Here is a 25,435-nt window from a genome sequence, read left to right as displayed (position 1 = left end):
CTGATTTACTATTTAAAACCTTGAATTACTCTACTGATTTCAGGGCTTCGAGCATATCCACTTTTCTCAAGTGGTGATTGACAAAGACCCCCAGTAGGGCTAAGATTACAGTCACTGCGACGATTGGAAGAGCATAGACTTCCCAGCTGACTTGTGGATAAAAAAGTATGGTGGCAGGTGAAATCATTTGAATCAAAAATTGATGTAAATAGTGGCCAGCTACCAAACCGAGAGCAATTCCCACAAGGGACAGCACCATGGTCTCACGGTAGATATAGAGGGTCACTTCTTTATTGTGGAAACCGAGAACCTTGATAGTGGAAAGTTCACGGATACGTTCTGCCACATTGATGTTAGTGAGATTGTAGAGAATGACAATGGCTAGTAAAACGGAAACAAGGACAAGGATTGCCATGGTTTTATTGAGCGAACTAGCCACAGATTCAAAGAGATGGATGGCCGTCGCATTTTGGACGACCCCAGAAACAGCATCTTTTTCCATGAAGGTAGCAGCTTCTTTCTCCGTATTGGAAGGTGTTGGCTCTTTTAATTTTACTAGGTAGGTATTGTCTTGTGGACGAGTGCCATAGACTTGTTCGTAAGTCGCTCGGTTGAGATAAACAAAGTGTCCAACATAGTTTTCAGAAATAGCTGCGACCTTGATTTCCTTCCCATCAAGCTCCAGCTTGTCTCCAACCGTAACACCTGCTAGTTGGGCTAATTTTTGACTCACGACCGCTCCATCAGTGACCTGCACCTCTTGCCCATTCTCCTCTAATGTGATAAAGGGTTTGAAATCTTCTCTGTTTGTGACCATCATGGTGATGGTTTGAAGTCCTGCTTTTCCTTTGAAATCTTTTTCAATGGATTTAGAGTAAATCTTTTGATAAGCGTGGATCGATTCAGCTTGCAAGGCACTTTCTAGATCTGTTTTTTCTTGCTCACTCGCACTGCTCTTTTCCGCTACAATCATCTGGTATTGCTGGATTTGTTCAAATTGGCGCTCCACAACTCCTCCCACAGATGACTGAATGCCAAGACCTGCAAATAGGAGAGCCACCGAACCTGCAACTCCAAAAATGGTCATCAACATTCGTTGCTTATAACGAAAGATATTTCTTGCCGTAACCTTATGAGTAAAACTCAAACGACTCCAAATAAAGCTCAGGCGTTCCAGCAAAATCTTTGATCCCTTAACGGGAGGTTTGGGAAGTAAGAGTTGGGCTGCTTCATCGTGTAATTCCCTCCGCGCCACCAGATAAGCTGGCAAGACACTGGATACCCAACTCAAGGCTAGGGCAATAAGACTATAAGACCAATAGAAATACTCGTGACTTTTTCCAACAACCATCCCAGCTGTTATAACATCTGAAATCACCCCTGCAAGAAGATAATGTCCAAGAAGTGTTCCTATAAGGGTTCCCACAGTTCCTGCAAGAAAACCATAGAGGACAAACTTGGCAACAATATCTCGGTTGCGGTAACCCAAGGCCTTGAAAATGCCTGCATTGGTGCGTTCTTCATCTACAAAGCGAGTCATCGTTGTAAAGGTCACCATTGCAGCGACCATATATAGCACCACGGGGAAAATATTTCCGATAGAACGAATACTTGTTGATAAATTGCTGTACATGCGGTAGCCTTGACCACCTGGCATGGTTTGGCGATTGTATACGTGGTATTTCGGCTCTGCCAGTTCATCAAGGTCTTTCTGACGCTGTTCAAGCTTCTCTTTTTCCTTGGTTAGATCACTCTCTGTCTGAGCCAGTTTTTCTTTTTTAGTCGCCAGTTCTTCCTTAGCTTTTGTCAGATGTCCCTCGATTTGACTCTTTTGCGGTTCTGGTAAAGCGGTCGCTTGTTCTTCTTGCGTTTTCAAGCGACTTTCAGTCTGCTCTAACTGACTCTTACCATTTTCAAGGTTGCTTTCAGCAGTTTGGAGCTGTTCTTTCCCATCTTTCAGGCTCTTTTGCCCATTTGTTTTAATACTTGCCAATCTTTTTTGACCATTATCAGCAAGTAAGTCTTGCAACTCTTCCTGATGTTGGGTTCGTTTGGTCTTATAGTCTGATGAAAAAGCATCCAGATTTTTTAAATCATCATAGCGCACACGCGCAATACTATAAACATCTGAATCAAACTGGCTGGGCAAAATCACTCCATAGCCAGCCAAGCTTCCATTTCCACTGCTAGCACTCCCTAAGTCTTTTTGAGAAAGCATCTCACCCGACTGAACAAATCCAGTAATTGTAAAAGTTTGGGATTTTAGGACGGACTTCCCTTCTTCTTTCTTAGTAAAGGTAATGGTCTGCCCAATCTGATAGCGGTCTTTCCAGAAGTCGGCTAGGGCAATTTCCTCATCAGCCTCTGGCAGTCGCCCTTCTGTCACTTGGAAGGTTGAAATCCCCTCTGGCTTGGAATAAAGTCGAACCGCTTCTTCACTATTTTCAACGGTTAGGTCTGCCATATAACCAAATTCAACACTTGCTCCTTGAAGGGCCTTTAATTCGTCTTGGTCTTCTTTGTCCAAGCCATAATCAGCTATCACTGCCAGATCTAGGGTATTGGCTTTACGGAGATAATCCCCTGCCGTACGTTCCATATTTGGACTGGCCACTTTGAGACCAATAAGGGCTAAAGAACCCAGCATCATCAAGGTCAGGATAGAAACAAAGCGTCCCTTTGAAGCCGTCACTGACTGAAATAGGTCTTTCCGATACGTTTTTTTCATGCTAATACTCCAATGTATCGATATTCTGCGGATGCTCATTGACCGTCATGCTCTTAACCGTGGCATCGCGCATATGAATCACCCGATCTGCAATAGGGGCTAGCGCGCCATTGTGGGTTACGATAATCACCGTTGCTCCTTTTTGACGAGACATGTCTTGGAGAATCTTCAAGACTTGCTTCCCCGTCTGGTAATCCAAGGCACCCGTCGGTTCATCACAAAGGAGGATTTTAGGATTTTTGGCTACAGCACGTGCAATGGAGACTCGCTGTTGCTCCCCTCCAGAAAGCTGGGCTGGAAAGTTATTCAGGCGATGAGCCAGACCTACATCTTTGAGCACTTGCTCTGGATCCAAGGCATCTGTCACGATTTCTGAAGCCAGTTCCACATTTTCCTTGGCTGTCAGATTGGAGACCAGATTGTAAAATTGAAAAACAAAGCCTACATCTTCACGACGATAGTTTGTTCGTTGGTGCGAACTATAGTTGGCAATATTGGCACCATCAATCCAAATCTCTCCCTCATCATTGGTATCCATACCTCCTAGGAGATTGAGAACCGTTGATTTTCCAGCACCAGAAGCACCAAGGATAATGACCAGCTCCCCCTTTTCAATTTCAAAATTCACATCACGATTAGCCACAATCTCCGTATCCCCAACCTGATAACGCTTGTAGCTGTGTTTCATTTCAATATAAGCCATATCGTTTATCTCCTTTTCAAAGCTCGTTTTCTTAAATCAACAAGATGTTGATTCTAAATCACAAATATTATATAATGGGCTAAGTCAAAAAGCAATAATCAAAAATCAACAAAGTGTTGATTTAAGAAGAAGGAAGATAAAATGGTTCAGAAACGAAAAACTACTACTAAGGAAGATATCAAAGAAGCTTTGATTCAGCTGCTATCAGAGGATAAATTTGAAAATATATCAATTAGTAAGCTCTGTAAACGGGCAGGAATTAATAGGGGAACTTTCTATCTACACTATGAAAACAAATATCAAATGATTGACAGTTTTAAAAGTGAAATTATTTCCCAGCTCTACATTTTTTTAGAAAAAGAAAGAGAATCGCCTAGAAAGTTTATGTTAGCCAACTTCTATATATTACGTTCGAACGAACGCCTTATTAACGCCTTGTCCCAAAGTCATTACATAGACTTTCGTGGTGCAATTCGTGAATTTCTAAGTAGCATTATTCTAACTGAAAATCAAAAAGAAAAGACTCGTCATTTCTTATCTGAAAACTTCCAAATTCCTCACAAATACGCTTTGGAAATCTTCTTATCAAGTATTGAAGGAATTATTTCTCTTTGGATTGCTGGGGGAGCTCAAGAAGAACCGGAAGAAATCACGGATATAATCTTATCAACCTATAACTACGAACACTGGAGCTACGAATCAAAAGAAGATTAATTCATACAACTTACTATTTCATAAGCTATATCCTCTCATTTTATACTTTTTCAATTAGCTAAATTGCCTTTTTTTAAACTTAGATACAAAAAAACCTAGGAATTCCTAGGCTTTCTGTTTATAGATTATTTTCCAAGGTAGTATTCAGAAACTACGTTCAATTTTTCGTCAAATTCGAATACCAATGGTGGGAAGTTAGGGATTTCCACGTCCATGATTTCGTCATCTGACAAGCGTTTGATGTGTTTTACAAGGGCACGGATTGAGTTACCGTGAGCTCCTACAAATACGTTTTTACCATCTTTAAGTGCTGGAGCGATTTTGTCTTCCCAGAATGGAAGGGCACGTTCCAAAGTCACTTTCAAGTTTTCAGCATCTGGGATAACTGAGTCGTCAAGTGAAGCGTAACGACGGTCAGTGTGTGCTGAATGCTCATCATCACGGTCCATGTTTGGAGGCAATACATCGTATGAACGACGCCAGATGTGAACTTGCTCATCACCAAATTGTTCAGCAGCTTCAGCTTTGTTTTTACCAGTCAAACCACCGTAGTGACGTTCGTTCAAGCGCCATGATTTTTCAACTGGAACCCACAATTGGTCAGAAGCTTCAAGAGCCAAGTTTGTTGTTTTGATCGCACGTTTCAATACTGAAGTGTAAGCTTGGTCAAATTCGATACCAGCTTCTTTGATCAATTTACCAGCGTCAATCGCTTGTTGTGTACCTTTTTCAGACAAATCAACATCAGCCCAACCAGTGAAAAGGTTAGCTTTGTTCCATTCAGACTCACCGTGGCGAGCAAAAACCAATTTTACCATTAGATGGATTCTCCTTTTATTTTTCGAGGTTTCCCTCGTTTATCTATTCTATTTTACACAATTTTTCACAAAAAAGCTAGTTAAAATCAACTAAAAAGAGAGAACAGTGTCCTCTCATCTAGTTATTATTAATTCGCGATATTCAATCAAGAAACGATTGCAATTATTTGTTATTTAAAGCATCAATTATACGATCAGTATTCTTAGTTACATTAGTATCATTGCAACGATTATGAATTAGACCTTCAATTGTTTCTTTGCAATTTTCAAGATTAGCTTTTTCAAATACTACCACACTGACAACATGTGTTCCACCAGAAGTAAGATGCAAAACTAGTAGAGTTTGAAAAGCACTTAGCACTGTTAATACACCATAAACCGCTAATATCAATCCTCCGATAAATGAATTTTGCATCATTGAAAGGCCAATAAGAGCGAAAATGATACCCCAAGCAAATGATTTGAAATCAAGATGAAATGAACTATCTACACTTGCAACAGGATCAACAGGAATTGTTTTATTTTGAGAATCCAGTGGAATAACTTTTAAAATAGTATTAGGGTTAGAAGTTTTTATAAAGACTCCCTCTAAAGTAATGGAAGCTTTTAAATAGAATGTTAAATACGATGTAATGAAAGATTATTTCATAATATTCTCTTTTTATTTTTTCAAGTTGTATTACATCATGTTTTCTTATAAAAAAAAGCATTTTGCTAACATATTCTTTCGCCAGATCATTCTTTAAATAAAAAACAACCCTCAAACGGGTTGTTTCACTAGACTATCAGACAAGGCCACGGACTTCTTTTAAAAATTTAGAAAAAGTAACAGCACCTTTAATGATTAGAAATCCTCCTATCCACTCGGTCGCTGAAAGAAAGCCCAGCACGCCACCAAGGATAAATAAAATAGATGGTAGCATTCGAAGTTGTTGATCTTCTTCGAAATAGATTAACATAAAGGTACCTAATGCAATCATCAAAATCTTAAAAAATGTCAGGAGCAGGGAAAAGGCAACCGTGACGACCAACATCTTTGAAGGATCTTTATAGATGAGAGCCCCAGTATAGGATAGCAAAAATCGTAGGACAGGTCCCAAAAGTAAGGATATGCCTGCCACCATGCCCAGTCTCCAATTGAGTCGAACCAATCTATCTCTCTCCATAAAAACCTCCTTCTATCGTAGCTATCATTCTACCATATTTGCTCCAGAAACAAAAGACCTTCTCCGTCACAAACAAATCGCCTACCAGCTTTCAGACATCCGAACATAAAAAGAGAAGATCTGTCGATCCTCCCTTTTCATTTTCCAACCCTTATTTCTTAAAAATAGAGGTTCTGAAGTCGTTTGTTTGGTCAAGATAGGCCTTAAAGATTGCTCTCTTCAACTTATGAACGGCACTATCATACTCTGGATTATAGTTGCTCCAACGAGGACTTACAGCATCCTTGAGAACAGCTTGATCCATGAGGGCCTGCAATTCAGTCACACTATTGATGGTCTTTGTCGCATAGCTTGGCCATGGTTTTGTCGGATCTTTAAAGGTCACTTGCTTCAAGTTCCCAAACTGCTTCACACGTTCATTGTACATAGCTTTCTTAAAATCTGCCCAAGATGAATACTTGCCTTCAAATACCTTGTCCAGTACAAGATCATCTGTCACCAATCCGCGTTCTTTACCATAGAGATTGATGGTTTTGCCTTTTTGTTTGGCAGCTTCTTCGTATTGGTTGGAAATATAAGGTACCATTCCATCCTTAAAGCCTTTGGCAGCCAGAAGTTCGTAAGCAATCCGACGTCCCATAAGGTCACCCGGTGTTCCTTTCTCACTGCTGAGAGCTGAAAAGATTGGGGCAAAGAGTTTAATGGTATAGTAGCCATTTCGCTCGTATTCACCAGACTGGTACTCACGAGCTGACAAGATATTATGGTCAATCAAACTATCAAAACTATTCAGGTTTTGGGCCTCTGCTTCTGTCAATTCTTTGACTACGTTAGTGGCATAAACCTCATTTCCATCTGATGGATCTTTCACATACTTGTTCTCAATCTTTCTGAGAGCCGCCATTTTCTGGTAAACACTTAGTTTATTAACGATTGATTGTCCTTCGAGGTATTCCAGCATGTAGATAAGGTCAAACATGTTGTGGACATAGTTCTGAAGATCTGCTGCCTTTTGGAATCTCTCTGTCGGATCCAAGACTTGCAGACGGGAGCCCTCTGTACTATCTGATTTTGAGTGTTTCAAGATGGAGTTGATGGTAATGGTTGCATCACTTGGTTGGTCAGGGGCTTGCAATAAGCCTTTTGCGAAGAACTCTGGTCCCAAGCCACTTCTTCGACCATAGCCGCCAAGGTAGATATCCTGATCCGAATCATGGGTCATTTCATGGGTATAAGTAATGGCTCCATCCTTGTCCAGCATACGGTAAGACATATAGTAGACGCCATTCCCTGTTGCGTAGGCTCCATGCTGATTGTGTACTACCTTATTGCCAACTGGTCCAAAGAAGTTCTTCATAGCTGGATTGGAGCTATCAAACTTAGCCTCCACTGTAGCTTTTCCAGAGGTTGTGTCATCACCAAACTTATAAGCATCATAAAGCAAGATGGTACGATAGAGTTTTTCACGTGATTGTTCATCTAAAATACGATACCAATAATCGTAGTGATCTCGCTGACGTTTGGCTGTTTCACGCGCATTTTCTTCAACAAACTTATTGAGTTCATCTCCAGCCTTATAGTCACTATTGCGATAGCGATCATAGGCTCCAAATCCTAGACTAGACAAGGTTGAGATGACAAAGACTGATTTCTCTGGCAAGGTTAGGAGCGGCAAGACCATATTGCGGTATTTCCAAGTGGCACTCGTGATGCGGTCATAGACACCGATAGAATACTTAGTCCCAACTTGTTCTTGCTTCGTTTTCACCTCTTCGATAGTGGATTTTTCTTCGACAATGTAAGCCTTGGTCTCTGATTTAAACCAGTCATTGTTGCTTTTCTCTGGTAGAAAGACTTTTCGGTAATTTTCTAGCGTGCTAAACAAATCTGTCGTTCCATGCTGGTTGGCAAGACTGATACCATAAGTATCGACATTATTCTTAGCAAGAAGATTATTAAAGCCAGATTTACCTAACTCAATCAGAGTGTCCAGTGGTGAAGCATTTCCCTTACCAAAGAAGTCCAGGTGGTACAGAACCAGGTCTTTGACGTTTACCTGACCATAGCTGAAGTTGTACCAACGCTCCAGATAGGTCAAACCAAGTAGCAAGGCTTCTTTGTTGCGCTTGATTTTATCTACAAGATAGCCTTCAGTGACTGGGTTGACACTAGCCAGTCCAGCATCTGCTGACAAGAGTTTCTTCAAACTGTCTTCCAGTTGTTCCTTGGTTTTGGCGAACTGGTCTTCTAGATAGAGCTCAGTCTGCTTAACGTTTGGAGAAATACCGAGCGTCTTTCTGATGGTTTCTGAATGATAGTCAACCTTTTGTAAGCCTGGTAAGACTTGCTTGATGATAGAGCTTTGGTCATACAAGAATTGGTTTGGCGTATAGAGAAGTCCAGTATTTCCTAGACTATATTCTGCTAATTTGGCAAAATCATTCTGGTACTTGAGATCCAGCTTCTCAGATAAATCATCCTTGTAGTGTAGCAAGAGTTTGTTTGCAGTCTGTTTGTTAGAAACAATGTCTGTGATGACTTGGTTATCCTTCATCATAACTGCTGACAAGAGTTCTTTTTGATATAAAAGACTGTTCTCATTGACCAGATTTCCGTATTTGACGATAGTTGCCTTGTTGTAGAAGGGTAGCAATTTTTCAATGTTCTTATAAACCAAGGCGCGCTTAGCTTGATAATGAGCCACCTTAGAAAAATCACTGTCTTTTTTGCCACTTGTTGAAAGTGGCTCCACTGTTGGTAGAGTGAGAGGATTAATGGCTGCTTTTTTGCTTTCGATTTGGGAAGCATCTAGCATTGTTCCTCTTTCTTCAAAGGATTCCTTGCTGACGACCTCATCCTTGACTAAGGTGACATTGTAGACTCTGTTGGCCTTGCTGCTGAATGTGTCCTTCACCTTCATTCCGTTATAGTGGTATCCAGTAATGGCATTTCCGTTGGTTACATTGACATCACTTAGAACATTGGTCAAACTTCCAGCATGCTTTACATCACCAGAAGTTCGATCCCACAAATTGCCTGCTACTCCCGCCACTCTACCAAAATGCTTGACATTGTTGATATCACCTTCAGCATAGCTATCTTGGATTTGTGCATCTCGGTCTACTAGGCCTGCAAGTCCACCCACAGTCTGATCTGAAGTATTTGTGTTAGATGAAATGGCTACTGTCGCTTTTGACTTAGTCAGTGAAGCTCTGTTTCCTGTCAAATGACCGACCAGACCACCGATATTGTAGGCAGCAGTCGTTTCATAAGTGTTGATAATTCTTCCCTTGAAACTACTCTCTGTGATGCTTGATTGGTCCGCCTTAGCCAGCAAACCACCGATACCACGTTCACCTGCTAGAACACCATCGACATGAACTTGCTGAATCTTTGTGTTATTCTGCGCTTCATAGGCCAGTGAACCGATATCATCTTTCCCTGAAATGGAGACATTTTTCAGGCTCAATTTTTCTACTCTAGCGCCACTCAAGGTTTCAAACAGAGGCTTTTTCAAGTTGTAAATAGCATACTGCTTGCCATCTTTTTCACCAATCAACTGACCAGTAAAGGCGCCCTTGATGTAAGATCTTTCATCAGGTCCCAGTTCCACTTCGTTGGCATTCAAACTAGCTGCTAAATGATAGGTTCCAGAGAGATTCTTGTTGATAGCTTTGACCAGGTTGCTAAAGGAAGTAAAGGTTATCGTTTCCTCTGTAGCCTTCTTAGCTAAGTAGAAGGTGAAATTATCGACATATTTATTCTCTAGCTCTTGCTGGAGTTTCTCAGCCTTGGCTGTGATTTTATAAACTGGCTGCCCATTTTTTATTTCTGCCGTTATTGAAGCGACTGGTAAATAGACATCTTTAAATGACGAGGATTTAACCTTGACAAAGTAAGTGTCTGGATTACTTGGGACACCGTCTAAAGAAACGTGTTGTTTGTAAGTACCATTGGTCTGACTATACAACTCCAGATCCGAAACATTTCTTAGCTCAAGCGTCTTCTCTGGATCTTTTTCTTTTGGTTTTTCTGTCGGAGCTTCCGGTTTTACTTGCTCGGTATTGCCAGTATATTCTGGAAGAGGAGCGACTTGTTCCGGTTCCACAATGGCTCCTGCTTGCTCACCTTTATATTCTGGTAAGGAAGATTGAGTCTCAGGTTCCACAATCGCACCTGATTGAGTATCTGTATATTCTGGTTTTTCAGCTATCTCAGGGTCAACAATCGCTCCAGCTTGAGTTCCTGTATATTCTGGTGTCGATGGTACCTTTTCAGGCTCTACGATTGCTCCAGACTGCTCACCTGTATAGACTGGTTTGTCAGTCGTTTCTGGTTCCACCAAAGCCCCAGACTGGACACCCCCAACCTCTGGCTCAACTTTTTCCGGTTCAACGATGGCACCAGCTTGAGTTCCCTGATACTCAGGTAGTGGAGCGACTTGCTCGGGTTCAACAACTGCTCCTGCTTGGGTGCCTGTATATTCTGGTCTTTCAGCTGTTTCTGGGGCTACAACCGCTCCCGCTTGCTCGCCTGTATATTCTGGTAATGGAGCCTGAGTCTCAGTCTCTCCTTTTCTTGCAGACTGAGGTGCTTCACTCGGCACAACTGCCTTCTTAGTCCCTTTTTCTACTATACGTGGCAAGGCTTCTTCTACCTTAGTCGAGAGAACTTCCCTAGAAATTTCTTGGTTTTCAACAGTGAAAATGCGAACAAGCTCAATCTTCTTCCCAGCACGACCTTCCTGTTTGACATGGATGGTTCCCTCTGTTAGTTCTGGATTTTCCTGCACCACTTCTGAAACATCTAGTTTGGTTACAATCTCTTGGTCTTTGTATAAGAGCTCTGGTTTATTCACGCGACCAGCCAAGACTTCGTCTTGAGGATCTACACTAGCAATACCAGACGGCTTTTGATTAGATAAATCTTGAGAAGGGATTGTCTTGTCTGCAGGGCTTGTTGAAGACGGAGCTTTCTGCTCATCTCCTGCCTTTTGTCCACCTTCGTTGGCTTGGAAATGAGGTTGAACTGTATAGTCAAGTTTCTGATCCCTAGCAGCAGTTTCTTGCTGATTAATCTCTTTGTCTTGCTTAATATAGCCTAGATAAGTATAACCTGATAAGGCACGTGGCAAAGGCAGACTATCTCCTTGGGATAATTGGTATTCCTGATTGTACTGGATCAAAAGTTGATTTTCAATAGCCTGAACTGAAGAAGCCAAACCACTGCCCATCCCTGTTATCAAGACAACTTTCAAGAGAGCTTTCTTTTTGCCTTTCTTTTTCGATACGACAAAAATAAGGAAACCAATCGAAGCCAGAACTCCACCTGATAAAACGCTAGTAAGGCTATTCTGCCCACCTGTATTGGGCAACTGACCCAGCTGGGCTTTCTCATCCATACGGTAGACTAGATAATAGGTGCTCTCACTATCTTCCGCAATTTTAGGAATGTCCTTGACAATCAAGTCCTTTTCTTGCCCACTCAGCTCCGTATCCGTCACATATTTGTAGTGAACAGCTGCATTTTCTTGAGCAAATACGGTCCCACTGCTCGCAATGGACACAAAAAATAGGCTTGAAATCGAAGCTGACACAAGTCCAATTGCTAATTTTCGTAAGGAGAAACGATGCTGCTTCTCTCCAAAAAACTTTTTCATTCTAAATCCTCTCAACTTTTACCTTCTATCAAGAAATTAACTAGCATTATATTTTGATATAGATATTTCACATCCATCATTATACTATAAAAATACTTCCTTGTCTCAAATAAATACTTTGAATTTTATGAATGTAAAAGCTTATTTATCCTGTCAAATTTACCCCTGCTTGGTGACAAAAAAAAGAAGGCTAAGCGCCTTCTCTTATTTGAAAATATTCCTAACAAAAAGTCATTATTCTTGAATCTCGAACTTTTTCAAAAGTCCAAAATAGAGGGATCCACCAATGATTGTCAGAATTCCTCCTACCCATCCCAAGAATGGGATCAATCCAACAGAACCACCTACGATAAACAAAACAGACGGTGCAGGCGTCACACGTTCATCGTCCTTGTAATACACAATAGACACAATTCCTAAAACCAAGACAGCAATTTTTACCAATGCCAAAATGATTGAAAAAATCGTCAATATACCAACTGTTGCATCAGAGTCCTCCGTCGCCGCAGCAGCCCCAACAGCTATCATAAACATAACAAGAGGTGCCAACAGTAAGACGATACCTGAAATAAGACCAAAAATCGCATTTACGCGAGCAAGTGCTTTTGTTTTCATCCGAATCTCCTTAAAAAAATTTTACAACTATCATTTTATCATATTTTCATGAAAAACAAAAGAAATTTCAAAACGAGTATACTAGATGGTGAATGATTTCCAATTTCTCTCCAGACATTTAGAGTAAGAATTCTGTCATGTATCAATTTATTTGTAGGTTCATTCGTCTTCTCCACTGAGCAAGTCATTCACCTAAAAAAAGAAGATCACTTGGATCTTCTTTTTCCGTATCTATCTTTGCAAAAAGCTTATCTTTCAAAGATAGACTGTCTGAAGTCGTCTGTAGCACGTAGATAAGCATTGAAAATACGATACTTGAGTTGGGCGACACTGCTCTTAGAGCTGTCTGATAAGGCACGATCAATGTTCTTAGCTGAGGCATCCGCTAGTACTGCTAAGTACATATAATCTTGTAATTCCTCATAAGAAGAAATCGTAATTTGTCGTTTGCTATCTAGTTTTCCTGCTTCAAACTCGATGGTGATCGGGCGAAGGAAGTTTTGAGCCTTGTTGTATCGCTCATTTAGCATGGCTTTCTTCAAATCCTTCCATGATTCATACTGACTACCGTAGAGATTTTTGAAAACCAGATCATCTCCAACTACTCCGACATCTCCTCTGTTCCAGATTGAGTAGGTCTTATGACCTTCTTTAAGGGCTTGGCCAGCGTATTGGCCAGATACATATGGGACGAATCCTTGTTGGTAACCCTTGTCTCCGAGCAATTCGTAGGCTCTACGGCGGAACATAAGTCCCCCAGGTGCACCAGTTGGATTGTCCAGAGCTGCATAGAAGGAAGCAAACATATTGATGACATAGTAGCCATTTCGTCCAAAGCTAGCTCTATCCCAACCATCGCGACGACCAATGATATTATGATCAACCAGAGCATCGACAGATTTTAGTTTGGCTGCTTCTTCGGCAGTTATAGGGACAATTCGATCATCAGCGTGGGCTTGTTTACCATAAGAAGTTTTTTCAAAGTTATAATTTTCAGCCTTACGGTACCATTTCATTTTTTGCTGATCAGTTAGGACACCAGTAACAATATCCCCTTCAACATAATCCAGAAGATTTAGCACATCAAAGACTCCATGCATGTATTCCCGCAGAGCGTCTGCTGAGGAGAATCGGGCAACAGGATCATAGGTGTGGTAACGAGAGGTCGAATCTTTATCTCCTTGATAGAAACTATTGAGAACGAGACCTTTTTCGCTAATATTGGTTACAGACTCTAACATTCCTGTAGCAAAGCTCTCAGGTCCTTCACCCTCACGACGACCATGTCCTTCAAAATAGACAGAACCATCCGAGTTGTGGGTCATTTCATGGGTATACACCATGGTTCCAGAAGCTCCCAGCATCTGGTCATAGACGTAGAAGACTTCATAACCATTGGCAAAAGCCCCTAGTCCATTGTCTCCGTGATACTTCCCAGCAGGGCCAAAGAAATTGTACATAGCAACAGAGGTCTTATCATTACGCGGAGCCCAATATTGCTGGCCTTTATCATTATAAAGAAAGAAACCGTCTGTAACGATCACCCGTCTGAATAGAGTGTCTTTCCTGTTTCGACTTAAAATGTTGTACCACATGTCATAGTGGTTTCGTTGCCATTCAGCTGATTGATCCACAAGTTTTTCAACGTGTCGATGGAGTTCCTCACCTGAGAGAACTCTGCCACCTTCTTTCCTGTAGCCTCCAAAGCTACCAAAGGCAATAGTTGACATATTGCTGATGATATAGACATCTCTTTCAGGTAAGGTCAGAAGCTGGAGGACCATTTGTTTGAAGCCCCAATCTCCCTGAGTCAGTCTGTCGTAGACCTTGATTGTATACTTACTCTTACGATCCGCATTGTCCTGCTTAGCCTGAATTTCTAGCAGACTTGAACGAGCTTCTACGATATAAGCCTTAGTATTTTCCTTGAACCACTCACTGTTGGTTTTATTTGGCAAGAAGAGTTCACGCAGACTTTCTAAGTAAGCAAAGAGGTCTCCTTTGCCTTTTTCCTTGGCTAGAGATTGTCGGTAGGCATTGAAGTTATTTTGTGCTCGAAGATTGCCCATTCCAGAGTTACCGAGAGCAATGATGGTATCGAGTGTCGAAGCTGCTTGATTGCCGAAGAAATCAAACTTATAGGCATTAAGGTCCTTGGTGTTGAAAGTTCCATAGTTGACATTGTACCAACGATTGAGATAGGTCAGACCAAGCATGAAGGCCTCTTTGTTCTTCAGAATCTTTTGGCTAATCGCATCCGCTACAGCAGGGCCAAGGGTGTTGATCGACTTATCAACTGAAAGCACCTTAAGGAGTTCCTGACCTAGTTCGGCTTTGGTTTGTTCAAAGGCTTTTTCTAGATAAAGATCATCTAAGGAAGCTGTTTCACCAATTCCAAGGACCTTTCGAACTGCAGCTGAGTCATAGGTCACAGCTTTGAGTTCTTCCAAGACACTCGCTTTAATGGACTGGTAGTCAGATAGGAAGGCTTCTGGCGTATAGAGCAAATTCTTATCAGCGATGCTATATTCTGCAATCTGGCCATTGGCAAAATCACCCTTGTAGGTCAGATCAAGATAAGCGATCGTCTTATCTGCATAATGCAGCATCAGTCTATTGATTTCACCCTTATGGCTGTTGACATCTGTTATCAGTGTCTCATCTTTCATCGGAACCACATCTAGCAGGGCTACTTTGTTGAGTTTATCATCTTCAGCTAATTGGTTGGCTGTATGAACGATGAAGTCTTTGTTGTAGAATGGTAATAGTTTTTCTACATTTTCGTAGGCTTGCTTTCTGGACTCCTGAGCTCCCCTCACTCGACTATAGTCTGTTTGATGCTGGTAAGCTTGCTGCAATGGCTCTTGGTCCGTCAAGTTCGAAATGATTCTAAAGGACTGACGTTTGGCTTGCGCATCGGCCTCTGAAATAGAACGGACAAAACGCTCATCTTTTCGATTTGCTGTAGTTCCTTCAAGAACATAAGAGTCCCGAACAGAAGCCTCAGGATAGGGATCTCCTGTCATCGCATGACCATTTTGAACCTTGACACTGGTCAAGACATTTCGGACCTGTCCATTGTTCCAAGTAGATCCGATCGCTCCACCGACTTGGCCAGAATGACCTCCATTTTGGATAGAACCAGACACATAAGAAGTTTCTAATCTAGCTCCATTTTGCAAACGACCGATCAATCCTCCAACACGCTGGTCTCCGTTTCTACCCGTTACTTGGATAGATACATCCGCCTGACTCTTCTGCGCCAGTGATTGGTTGCCGTGGAAATTACCGACCAGGCCACCAATATTGTACTCCTGCCCCCCATCTTGGGTGCTGGTGATGGACCCTTTAAAGGCAACATTGGTTAGTTTTGTGTTTTGGGCAACACCTACGAGTCCACCGATATGCTTGTTCCCAGATAGACTACCACTTACAGAAACATCCGTAATCGTTGCGTTCTGAGCGTTGCTAGCCAAGGCCCCTATAGAATCCTTGCCTGTCACTGCAGCCGATTTCAAGGTCAGTTGCTGGATGGTGGCATTTCTCAAGGTTGCGAAGAGTGGTTTTGCCAAGTTGTAGATGGTATAATCTTTGCCATCCACTCGGCTAGTTAGGCTACCTGAAAATTCTTCTGGTACATAGCTTGTCGCAGACTGTTCCAACTGGAGTTCATCTGCTGAAACATCCGCTCCTAATGTGAAGTTTCCAGTCGGGTTTGACTTCATGGCCTCTACGAGCGCTTTGAAGGACGTATAGACACCTTCTTGACTAAGAGGCGTTTTCGGCAGTTCAAAAGAGTAATCTGGACGATAATGATCCCCTTCTCCCTCGACGAGCTGATTAGCTGATACCGTTACGGAATAGGCATTGCCCTTATCTGTAATCTTAGAAACTGGTAAGAGCATATCCTTGAACTTGTCTGACTGAATGCGGACATAGTAGTTGTCCAAATCAGACGGCACTTCCGACAGGGATAGGTAACGTCGGTAGTGACTACCATCTTTACCGTACAGTTCGATGCGGTCAATGTCTTTGATTTCAACCTTCTTATAATCTAGCTGAACTGGACGTTGATCCTCTATACTAGTTTGTTCCCCTTGACCTAGGTCATATTTCATGACGGTTTTGAGGGTATAAGGAGTATAGTAGTCCAAGTCATCAAATGTCAATTTTTGAGCGAGGTCCACAAGATCGACTTCCTTGATTAACGTTTCACCCTTGTATAGCTGCGCTTTGGCTGATTGATAGCTAGCTGTAGCATCCGTCAAGTGATAGCTAAGAGAAACTTGGCGTTTGTCTTCTTCCTTCTCGACACGGACTAGAGAGAGGGTTGGTTTTCTCTTGACACCATCCAGAGCTTGACGAGCTGCCTCGAGATCCGTCCGAACTTGATCGACCAAGGCTTGATTGGCGAAAGGATTGTCCAAAACGAGCTTGGCCTGATCTAGAGCACGGCGATAGCGGAGTTTGGCTTCTTCATCAGCATACTGGTAAGCAACTGTAGACTGAGTCACATCCTTCATGTCAAATTCAACTCCAAGAGTTTTCTTATCAACAGGTTGGCCGTCTAGATTATTCTTAGCAGTTTCAAGGGCTTTTTTCAAAGAATCAACCTGTTCTTGACTGGCATGAGATGTCTCAAAGAGAGCTTGGGCATTTGCGACTGCCTGTTTATAAGACTCTTGATCTGCAGTGGTATCATTGAAATACTGATGCGTTTTCTGAATGCTATCGGCCTCTTCCACTAATTGGTGCAAGGGTTCGAGGTCGAGAGTTCCTTTTTCTGGTTCCACAGGAGCGTGATCCGCATTTGTAGAAATTGGTTTTGTACCGACTTTGATAATTTGAGGAACTGCTTCTTTTGTGATAGTGTTAGAGATTTCCTCTGTATTTTCGACTTTTCCATCTACTAAATACTGACGAGTCACAATCGTACGGACGCCCTCTTGACCAGCTTGGCTAACTTCCCTTTGCCCCAAAGGCAGGTCTGCACTTTCCACTTCCTTAGTTGGGTAGGGTTCTGCTACCGTCGTAGTAACATCCTTTTCCTCAACGTTTAAGTTTGGAACTTCATTTACAGGAGCGTCTGTTGGTTTCTCGCTAACAGGAGCTATTCCAACCGTTACGATCTCTGATACCGCTTGAGTCGTCACTTCGTTGGAGATTTCCTGGCTTCTCTCTACTTTTCCATCTACTAAATACTGACGAGTCACAATCGTACGGACGCCATCTTGACCAGCTTGAGTTATCTTGGTTTGGCCAACTGGCAAACTATCACTCTCTACTCGTTCTCGAGTGTAGGGTTCAGCCACTGTCGTGGTAACATCCTTTTCCTCAACGTTTAAGCTTGGAACTTCATTTATTGGAGCGTCTGTTGGTTTCTCGCTAACAGGGCCTGTTCCAACTGTTACGATTTCTGATACTGCTGGGGTTGTCACTTCGTTAGAGAGTTCCTGGCTTCTCTCTACTTTTCCATCTACCATGTACTGACGGGTGACGATTGTACGCACACCATCTTGACCAGCTTGGGTTATCTTGGTCTGGCCAACTGGCAAGCTATCACTCTCTACTCGTTCTCGAGTATAGGGTTCTGCTACCGTCGTGGTAACATCTTTTTCTTCAACGTTTAAGCTTGGAACTTCATTTATTGGAGCGTCTGTTGGTTTCTCGCTAACGGACTCCCCTGGGCTTGGTTTTGTAGGAGAAGGGATCTTGCTTCCGACTTTTCTAATCTCAGAAGTCGGCTCAGTCGTTACCTGATTGGAAACCTCCTCTGTATGGATCACCTGACCATTTAAAAAGTAGCTGCGGGTCACGATGGTACGACTACCATTTTTCCCTGCCTGAATCACCTCAGTTTGACCTTGCGGCAAATCATCCGCCTCTACTTCCACCACTTGGAAAGGAATAATCTCTGTACGACTGGTATCTTTACTATCAACCTTTAACTCTGGTTGTTCAAATACAGGAGCATCACTTGGTTTCTGAGAACGATACTCTTCCTGCGCTTGGCTTCCGTTCGAAGTTTGGACTGGAGTATCAATAGGAGCCGAATGATTCAACTCTTTCTTGCCATCAACTGGAGAGTTTACTTCTTTTTGAGATTTCAAATACCCTACATATTGGTAGCCTTCAATCGTAAGTGGGGATTGCAATGTTTCCCCGACCTGTACAGTCAATTCCTGATTATAGTCTGCCAGCATTTGATTTGTCAAAGCCAAGGAAGTTGGCGCAATCAGCTGACTTCCTAGACTGGTCAAAAGCATGAATGAAGCAAGTTTCTTGCGATCATCTCTGCCCAGTTTAATCGCTACGACCAGTAGCACAATGCCTGCCCCTGCTGCAATTGAGCTAATGAGTTGGCTGTGACCAGTTGCAGGCAGCTGTCTCGTCGGACGATAAATCAAATAGTAAGTATCATCTGTTTCCTCAGCAAACTGTGGCAATTCTTTGACTACCAATTGCTTTTCTTGGTCCGTGAGCTCACTTTCTGTCACATACTTATAGTGAATCTGTTTTGTGACGGATGGCGTCTGTTCACTGGCTGCTACACTTGCAAGAGAACCTCCTCCACTAAAAAGGTAGAAAACCCCTACCAAAGCAGAAACTAAACCAACCGAAACTTTTCTCAATGAAAAACGTTGGTGCTTTTCTCCTAAATAACTTCTTTTCATTTCTAATCTTTCCTTCATCATGATTTGAATCCCCTCTATTCTACCGAAATTTACTAGATTATTCAATTTATTTGCTATAAATAATAGCCACAAAAAACTGCTAATCTTTTCAGTTCATTTACGCTGTCAAAATCCTTATCTTATCAGGTCTTGAATGCACAAACAAGATCATGGAGAAACCACAGAAAAATTCCTAGGTAGCCTTAAACCTAGGAATTTTCAAATTTTAATCAAACAGAATCGTTTCCTTATTTCTTGAAAATAGACTGTCTGAAGTCGTCTGTCTCACGAAGATAAGCGTTGTAAATTTTCTTCTTGAGCAGGTTGACCCAGCTAGCTTCGACACGGCTAGTAGCATTGGTAATGTTGCGTACATCCTCTGCTACTGCTGCATCCATCAATTGCTGCATCTCTGCATAAGAGCGAATGGTTACTTTCTTGGTACTGTTTGGATTTTTAAGCTCGTACTCAATGGTGATTGGCTTCAGCTTGGTCAGCTGATCAATTCGCTCCTTGTACATGGCCTTCTTGAAGGCTGCCCAAGAGGTGTATTCACCTTTAAATACATTTTCCAAGACTTTCTGGTCAGTCACGAGACCAACATCTCTTCCAGACCATCCGTCCCACGTTTTCTTCCCTTCATCAAAGGCTTCCTGAGAGTACTGACCAGAAACATAAGGGACAAATCCTTCATGGTAGCCTTTGGCTGCCAGTAATTCATAGGCTGTGCGACGGAACATAACGTCACCTGGCGCTCCATTTGGATTGCTCAAGGCTGAGTAAATTGGTGAGAAGAGGCTGAGACTGAGGTAGCCATTTCGACCATATTTCCCACTTTCCTTATTCTCCCGACGAGTGATCACATCATTTTCAATGAGAGAGTTAAAGGTCTTTAATTGCTTGATTTCTTCAGCAGTGAAGCTTCTCGTCTGGTTACCAGCATGAGTCTCCTTACCATACTTATCTGTAATATAGTAATTCTCCATCTTTCTGAACCACTGAAGTTTCGCATCATCACTCTGCTTCAGCATAGAGGTACCTTCTAGATAATCCAAGGTGTAGATCATGTCAAACATACCATGGACATAGTGTTGAAGGTCTGCTGCATTTTGAACACGTTCCTTGAAATTATAGGTATGCATACGTGTCTTAGAATCCTTGTCCACCTTGAAGAGAGTATTGAGCGTAATAGTTGGTTCATCTGGGCTTGGCGAAGACTGCAAGAGTCCGCGAGCATAGAGTTCCGCACCTAGTCCCTCACGACGACCATATCCTTCAAAGTAAATAGCACCGTCAGAGTTATGGGTCATCTCATGCGTGTAAACTGAGTTACCATAGTCTTCCAACAATTTAGCAGCATCAAAGTGGGTTACACTACCCGTAGCATAGGCATTATAGCCCTTGCTTGGATACCACTTGCCAGCAGGTCCGAAGAACTCCTGCATAGCTAGAGATTTTTTATCATTAGCTGGAGCCCAATATTTTTGACCATTCTTGTCAACCAATGAGAATCCGTCATAAACCAGAACAGAACGGAAGAGCTTGTCCTTGCTTTCTGGACTCAGAATCTTATACCAGAAATCATAGTGGTCGCGCTGGTATTCAGCTGTTTTTCTCACTCTGTCTTCAACATATTCAATTAGTTCTGCGTCTGTTCGCACCCTGTTATTGGCATCCAGGCGGTAGCGATCATAAGCTCCCATGGAGATGGTAGACATATTGGAGATAGCATAGACACCTTTCTCTGTCATGGTCAAGAGTGGCAGGAGCATGCCCTTGTGTTCCCAATTATCTGCAGTAATCTTATCATAAACACCGACAGAGTACTTGCTCTTGCCCTCAGCTGCGTCCTGAAGCTGTCTCGCTTCTGCTACATCGGACTTAGCCTCAACGATGTAGGCTTTTGTATTGGTCTTGAGCCATTCATTATTGGTCTTGTATGGCAGGAAGAGCTGACGGTAGCCTTCAAGGTAATTGAAGAGTCCTCGCTTGCCAGTTGCTTCAGAGAGCGAATTATCATAAGCTGTATAGTTGTTCTTAGCCTTGAGATTCTCAAGTCCTGATTTCCCTAAAGCAATGATTGTATCAAGAACCGAAACGTCATTTTTACCGTAGAAATCCATCTTGTAAGCCGATAGGTCCTTAACATTAAAGTTGTCATAGTTGATATTATACCAACGGTTAAGGTAAGTCAAACCTAATAGGAAAGCTTCTTTATCAGCAAGAATCTTCTTAACAAGATAATCCTTAACTACTTCACCTTCAGTATTGATAGCCTTATCCATAGCTAGCACTTTTCGAAGCTCACCTGATAGCTTACTTTTCACCTGCGTAAATGCAGTGTCTAAGTATAGTTCATCTAAAGAAGTGTCTGCTGCTACTCCGAGAACTGTGCGCATAGCTGGCGAATCAAGAACGACCTTGTTCAGCTCTGGCAACACTTGATTTAGAATGCTAGTATAATCTGATACGAAGGCTTCTGGAGTATAAAGAAGGTCTAATCCCTTCATTCTATACTCAGCAATACCTTGGTTGACGAAATCTCCCTGATAAGATATTTCTAGATAGTCAATGGTATTGTCCATGTAGTGCAGCATCAAACGATTGATTGCTGTTTTATTGCTATGGATATCTGTCACCACTTGATGATCCTTCATCGGAACAACATCCAGTAGGTACTCCTTGTTCAACTTATGTTCTTTCGGAATCTTGTTCGCAAATGAAACAATGGTTTCTTTATTGTAGAAAGGAAGCAGTTTCTCCATATTTGCATAAGAATATCCGCGGTCAAATTGAGCATTGTTTACCTCACCATAGTCGACAAAACGCATATTTAGATTCGTGTCATCTAGGCTAGTTGTTATGTCCATAGCAGTCAGTTTTTCTTCCATTTCTTCTTGAGTAATGGTAGAAGTAACAAACTGATCGTTTTTCAAGGTTTCACTTTTAGCAACTTTATATACTTGCGTAATACGGTCGTTTTTGTAGCCCTGATCCCCAGAAATACTGTAAACATTTGTACCGCTAACATTGCTGATCACATTATCAACCAAACCATTAAAGTAGTTCGAGCCGACCACTCCACCGATTTGACCGTTAGTGGTTGCATTATATAGTTTTCCTGTCACATAAGATTTGGTAATTCGAGCATTGTTTTCTAGACGTCCGACCAAACCACCGATACGTTGTTCATTTGATCGTGCACCACTTATAATCGTTACATCTGCTTTACTTTGGCTAAGAAGAGATTCTCCTCCTTTAAGGCTTGAAACCAAACCACCTACGTTATAGGCTTTGATGTGTTGACTGTTAGATAGGATGGTACCCGTAAAGGAACTATTTGTAATCTTCGTATTGGTTCCATTAACTACTAGACCCGCTACGTTAGAGGCGTTTCCTACTACCGATACTCTCCCCTGAACAGAAACATCTGTGATTCGCGCATTCTCCGCATTACGTGCCAGCGCAGCCGAGTCATAGGTACCCACGATATTCACATCTTTAAAGTCGATATTGGTAATAGAAGATCCGTTCTTGAGGTTTTCAAATAAAGGTTTGGCTAGATTATAAATGGCGTATTGCTTACCATTATGACTACCTGTCAGGCTACCTGTGAAGTTCCCTTTGAGGTAGACATAATCTGCAGGTGCAAGACTAACCTCACTAGCATCCAAATCAGCTCCCAACACATAATTTCCTGCCATATTTCGCTTCATAGCGTCTACCAATCTAGCAAAGCTAGTGTAGACATTTTGCTGGCTTGGGACTGCCTTACTGATGTAGAAGTCGTGCCCAGACTTATAGCCCGTTTCACTTTCTTGGACGAGTTCAGGAAGGGTTACATTAACCTTATAGACTGCCTTGCCATCTTTCTCTGCTTCAGAAATGCTGTGAACTGGTAGGAGAATTTCCTTGGATTCGCTTGATTTGATCTTGACGAAGTAAGTAGACAGATCCGTAGGCATAGAGTTCATCGATACAAAGCGCTTGTATTGGTCGTTTTCTTTATGATAAAACTCAACGGAATCAATATCACGGAAGGCAATCTTCTTGTATTCTAGCTCAAAGTTACGACTGTCTGTTTCAAACTCAGTAAAGCTACCATTATCCAATTCATAAGTCAACTTGGTTTTTAGAGTGTAGCCTGTGTAGTAGTCTAGGTCGCCAATTTTCAAGCTGCCAGCAAAGTTGGTAATTGGAAGAGTGCGAATCAGCTGGTCTCCCTGGTACAATTCTGCAGTCGCTGAACGGAAGGACTGGGTCTGGTCTTCCAATCTATATTGAACCGTCACCGACTTATCATCAGCATTCTCGGTTAGACTTAGAATGGAAACCGTTGGCTTGACTTTAGGCACTCCATTTAGAGCTTCTTTGGATGCTGTCAGGCTAGCAAGAGCTTGGTTGATCTGTACTTGTGTAGCAGTCTGATTGTTCAAAACTCCCTCTGCCTTGGTCAATTCGTCAGTATAAGCTGTCTGCTTTTCTGAATCTGCATTCTTATATTTAACCAAGGTTTTAACCGTTGGATTTAAATCGTACTCAGTCTGAAGAGCTGTTTTAACAACTTCAAGACCACTTAATTGCGCCTTGGCTTGATTGATTTGTTCCACCAGTTGGTTGACTTCTGCTTGGCTGGCTTGGGATTGGCTCAGAATCGCTTGACCTGCCGTCAAAGCAGCATCATAGTTAGCTTGATGACTCTGGCTATCGTTGAAATAACGGGCCTGAGCTTTAATCTGATCCGCTTCTGCCAAGAGATTATGCAGTGAAATTAAATCGAACTCCTCTAAAGCATCTGCTTTCGGAGCTTCATTCGGCACCATATTTGGTTTAGCAGTGCCGACTTTGACAATTTGCGTTACAGGAGCTAGGGTTTCCCCATTAGATAATTCTTGACGGTCGATTTCCTGACCATTGGAACTGTAGACACGGGTCTTAATGGTACGTTCGCCTTGGACTCCTGGAGTTGCGATTTGACGAGCATCTCGAACAAGCTCATCGGTTTCTTCTTCACGAATTGTAAAGTTAATCTTCTCAACGCGAATTTCGTCAGTATATGTCAGTGGATACTCTGGCAGAGCGTCTGCTTTTGGCGCTTCGCTCGGTACCATGGTTGGCTTAGCTGTTCCGACTTTGACAATTTGCGTTACTGGAGCCATGGTTTCTTCATTAGATAACTCTTGACGATCGATTTCCTGACCGTTAGAGCTGTAAACACGAGTCTTAATCGTGCGCTCACCCTCAACACCTGGTGTTGCGATCTGGCGGGCATCTCGAACCAATTCATCCGTTTCTTCTTCACGAATGCTAAAGTTGATTTTTTCTGCGCGCGTTTCATCTGTATATGTCAGTGGATACTCTGGCAGAGCCTCTGCTTTTGGCGCTTCGCTCGGTACCATGGTTGGCTTAGCTGTGCCGACTTTGACAATTTGTGTTACAGGAGCCAAGGTTTCTTCATTCGAAAGTTCTTGACGGTCGATTTCCTGACTGTTAGAACTGTAGACACGAGTCTTAATCGTGCGCTCACCTTGGACTCCCGGAGTTGTGATTTGACGAGCATCTCGAACAAGCTCATCGGTATATTGCTCCTCAATGTTGAAGGCTATTTTCTCTACGCGCGTTTCATCTGTATATGTCAGCGGATACTCTGGCAAAGCATCTGCTTTCGGTGCATCACTTGGTACCATATTGGGTTTAGCAGTTCCGACTTTGACGATCTGTGTTACGGGAGCCATGGTTTCTTCATTAGATAACTCTTGACGATCGATTTCCTGACCGTTAGAGCTGTAAACACGAGTCTTAATCGTACGCTCACCTTGGACTCCTGGAGTTGCAATTTGACGACTTCCCTCTGGAAGCTCATCTGTATATTGCTCGTCAATAGAAAAATCAATCTTTTCTATTCTAACCTCATCATTTGTAGTCAATTCCAACTCAGAATTCTCATGAATAGGAGCTGTATCAGGATTTTTCCCATATTCCGTCAGTTCTGGAATCTCTTGAACTGGAGGCGTATCAGAACTTGTGCCATACTCTGCTAATTCTGGAACTTCGTGAACTGGCGCTGTTTCAGGAGTTGTACCATATTCCGTCAATTCTGGAACTTCGTGAACTGGAGAGGTTTCAGGACTTGTGCCATACTCTGCCAATTCTGGAACTTCATGAACTGGGGCTGTATCAGGAGTTGTGCCATATTCTGTCAATTCTGGAACTTCATGAACTGGGGCTGTATCAGGAGTTGTACCGTATTCCGTCAGTTCTGGAACTTCGTGAACTGGAGATGTATCAGGATTTTTCCCATATTCCGTCAGTTCTGGAATCTCTTGAACTGGAGGCGTATCAGAACTTGTGCCATACT

At 42.3% G+C, this 25,435-nt stretch carries 10 protein-coding genes; 1 reads left to right on the top strand and 9 read right to left on the bottom strand.

Annotated elements, in window-relative coordinates:
* Nucleotides 1-25: 25 nt before the first annotated feature.
* Nucleotides 26-2,728 carry an FtsX-like permease family protein gene (locus M1F65_RS00725; RefSeq protein ID WP_247925282.1) on the bottom strand — a complete coding sequence of 901 codons (2,703 nt, stop codon included), beginning with the start codon at nucleotides 2,726-2,728 and terminating at the stop codon, nucleotides 26-28.
* Nucleotide 2,729: 1 nt separating this feature from the next.
* Nucleotides 2,730-3,431 carry an ABC transporter ATP-binding protein gene (locus M1F65_RS00720; protein ID WP_084944957.1) on the bottom strand — a complete coding sequence of 234 codons (702 nt, stop codon included), beginning with the start codon at nucleotides 3,429-3,431 and terminating at the stop codon, nucleotides 2,730-2,732.
* Nucleotides 3,432-3,572: 141 nt separating this feature from the next.
* Between M1F65_RS00720 and M1F65_RS00715 the strand changes: the two genes are divergently transcribed.
* The gene (locus M1F65_RS00715; RefSeq protein ID WP_084944958.1) at nucleotides 3,573-4,145 is read left to right on the top strand and encodes a TetR/AcrR family transcriptional regulator; all 573 of its coding nucleotides are present in this window, start codon (nucleotides 3,573-3,575) and stop codon (nucleotides 4,143-4,145) included.
* Nucleotides 4,146-4,270: 125 nt separating this feature from the next.
* Here the strand turns inward: M1F65_RS00715 and M1F65_RS00710 are convergent, their stop codons facing one another.
* The 7 genes from M1F65_RS00710 to M1F65_RS00680 form a co-directional block, all read right to left on the bottom strand.
* A complete protein-coding gene (locus M1F65_RS00710) occupies nucleotides 4,271-4,963 on the bottom strand; it encodes a phosphoglycerate mutase (protein WP_000240130.1) in 693 nt (230 codons plus the stop codon).
* 163 nt (nucleotides 4,964-5,126) lie between these two features.
* A complete protein-coding gene (locus M1F65_RS00705; RefSeq protein WP_042902696.1) occupies nucleotides 5,127-5,381 on the bottom strand; it encodes a hypothetical protein in 255 nt (84 codons plus the stop codon).
* Between the two features lie 367 nt (nucleotides 5,382-5,748).
* Nucleotides 5,749-6,129 (bottom strand): hypothetical protein, encoded by a 381-nt coding sequence (locus M1F65_RS00700; protein ID WP_247925281.1) that lies wholly within the window; start codon nucleotides 6,127-6,129, stop codon nucleotides 5,749-5,751.
* 151 nt (nucleotides 6,130-6,280) lie between these two features.
* Nucleotides 6,281-11,788: a ZmpA/ZmpB/ZmpC family metallo-endopeptidase gene (locus tag M1F65_RS00695; RefSeq protein ID WP_247925280.1), complete on the bottom strand. Its 5,508-nt coding sequence runs from the start codon at nucleotides 11,786-11,788 to the stop codon at nucleotides 6,281-6,283.
* 234 nt (nucleotides 11,789-12,022) lie between these two features.
* Nucleotides 12,023-12,403, bottom strand: coding sequence for a hypothetical protein (locus M1F65_RS00690; protein WP_000849881.1), 381 nt, complete (start codon nucleotides 12,401-12,403; stop codon nucleotides 12,023-12,025).
* 248 nt (nucleotides 12,404-12,651) lie between these two features.
* On the bottom strand, nucleotides 12,652-19,098 hold the full coding sequence (locus M1F65_RS00685) for a ZmpA/ZmpB/ZmpC family metallo-endopeptidase (protein WP_425608242.1): 6,447 nt from the start codon (nucleotides 19,096-19,098) through the stop codon (nucleotides 12,652-12,654).
* 227 nt (nucleotides 19,099-19,325) lie between these two features.
* Nucleotides 19,326-25,435: SIALI-17 repeat-containing surface protein (locus tag M1F65_RS00680; protein WP_247925278.1), on the bottom strand; the 6,110-nt coding region annotated here is incomplete at its 5' end.

Source organism: Streptococcus oralis, assembly GCF_023109195.1.
In the GTDB taxonomy this organism is placed as follows: domain Bacteria; phylum Bacillota; class Bacilli; order Lactobacillales; family Streptococcaceae; genus Streptococcus; species Streptococcus oralis_BV.
This window is presented reverse-complemented; position numbering and strand designations above follow the sequence as displayed.

Coding starts and splice junctions, on each gene's coding strand:
- M1F65_RS00710 (WP_000240130.1), bottom strand. CDS start 4,963: ATGGTAAAATTGGTTTTTGCTCGCCACGGTGAGTCTGAATGGAACAAA.
- M1F65_RS00715 (WP_084944958.1), top strand. CDS start 3,573: ATGGTTCAGAAACGAAAAACTACTACTAAGGAAGATATCAAAGAAGCT.
- M1F65_RS00705 (WP_042902696.1), bottom strand. CDS start 5,381: ATGATGCAAAATTCATTTATCGGAGGATTGATATTAGCGGTTTATGGT.
- M1F65_RS00695 (WP_247925280.1), bottom strand. CDS start 11,788: ATGAAAAAGTTTTTTGGAGAGAAGCAGCATCGTTTCTCCTTACGAAAA.
- M1F65_RS00725 (WP_247925282.1), bottom strand. CDS start 2,728: ATGAAAAAAACGTATCGGAAAGACCTATTTCAGTCAGTGACGGCTTCA.
- M1F65_RS00690 (WP_000849881.1), bottom strand. CDS start 12,403: ATGAAAACAAAAGCACTTGCTCGCGTAAATGCGATTTTTGGTCTTATT.
- M1F65_RS00720 (WP_084944957.1), bottom strand. CDS start 3,431: ATGGCTTATATTGAAATGAAACACAGCTACAAGCGTTATCAGGTTGGG.
- M1F65_RS00700 (WP_247925281.1), bottom strand. CDS start 6,129: ATGGAGAGAGATAGATTGGTTCGACTCAATTGGAGACTGGGCATGGTG.
- M1F65_RS00685 (WP_425608242.1), bottom strand. CDS start 19,098: ATGATGAAGGAAAGATTAGAAATGAAAAGAAGTTATTTAGGAGAAAAG.